Origin of the sequence: Stenotrophomonas sp. Sm6012, from assembly GCF_030985895.1 — a bacterium.
GTDB lineage: Bacteria > Pseudomonadota > Gammaproteobacteria > Xanthomonadales > Xanthomonadaceae > Stenotrophomonas > Stenotrophomonas forensis.
The window spans coordinates 1-1,080 of sequence record NZ_JAPTFX010000286.1 but is presented as its reverse complement, the minus strand read 5'-3'; the positions used below and the strand labels follow the sequence as shown (position 1 = coordinate 1,080).

Sequence of the window (1,080 nt, the reverse complement as noted above, 5' to 3'; positions counted from 1 at the left end):
CCTACCCGCTTCACCATCCGCCCCTCGCTTACAGCGAGCGGCTGATGGTGAAGCTGCCGAACACCGGCGACTGGCGCTGGCCGTAGAACTCGCGGGTGCTGTGGTAGCGCGCGACCGCGAACTTCCAACGTCCGCGCATCACCGCGATGCCATAGCCGCCCTGGGCCACCACGTGGCGCTTGTCCACGCTGTGGCTGCTGCGGAACGTGTTGCCGTCCAGGGTGATGTCGCGGATCACCCACGCCGCGTCGGTGGTGGCGAACAGGTGCCACGACCAGCCGCTGGGGCGGCCGCCACGCGTCGGCGCGGTGTTCTCGCCGGCCGGACGCAGCGGCGTGCTGCCGAAATCATCGGGTAGCTTCCAGCCGAAACGCACTTCACCGCCGGCGTTGGCCTTGGTCTCCAGGTTGCCGATCGCACCGCCATAGTGGCTGATCGCATCCCAGCCCCAGCCGCCGGCATTGACGCTGGCATCGGCCGGCCAGCGGCGCATGCGCTCGTGGGTCAGCATGAACAGCGGTTCGTTGTGCAGCTGGTTGTCCCAGCCCTCGAACTTCTTGTCGTTGAGGATGTTGTGCACCGCATTCTGCACCTGCTTGCCCTGTGCCCACGGACCGACCACGCCCAGCGTCAGCTGCGTGGTCTGCAGGCGGTCGCCGCTGCGCGCGTTGAAGCCGAAGCTGGCGATCAGCACGCCGGCATACGGTCGATCATCCTTGATCAGGTCGCGGCGGGCCGGATCGGTCGGGGTGAAGATGCCCTGGCCGATGCTGAAGATCATGTTCTGCTGCTCGAACCTGCCGGGGTGCAGGCCTTCCAGGTACTGGTTCACCCACCGCGCCATCCGGGGCAGGCAGGGGTCGTCGGTGTAGTCGACCAGGTTCGGCGAGACCAGGGTCAGCTGGGCGCCGTTGGTGTAGCCCTGGTCCTGGTGGCGGCCACCGAACAGGTCGTTGTCGACGCGGATGTTGACCTGTGGCGGGTGGTCGCGCATCGCATCCGGGCCGCATCGTTCGGCGGCCTGGGCGGCAAGGGGGAGGGCAGCGGCAAGCAGGCCGGACAGCCCGAGGGCTGCAAGGC

At 68.1% G+C, this 1,080-nt stretch carries 1 protein-coding gene; it reads right to left on the bottom strand.

What is annotated here, in order from left to right:
- Positions 1 to 28 precede the first annotated feature (28 nt).
- The coding region (locus O0J73_RS22410) for a lipid A deacylase LpxR family protein (protein ID WP_308309681.1) at positions 29 to 1,080 on the bottom strand (1,052 nt) is incomplete at its 5' end.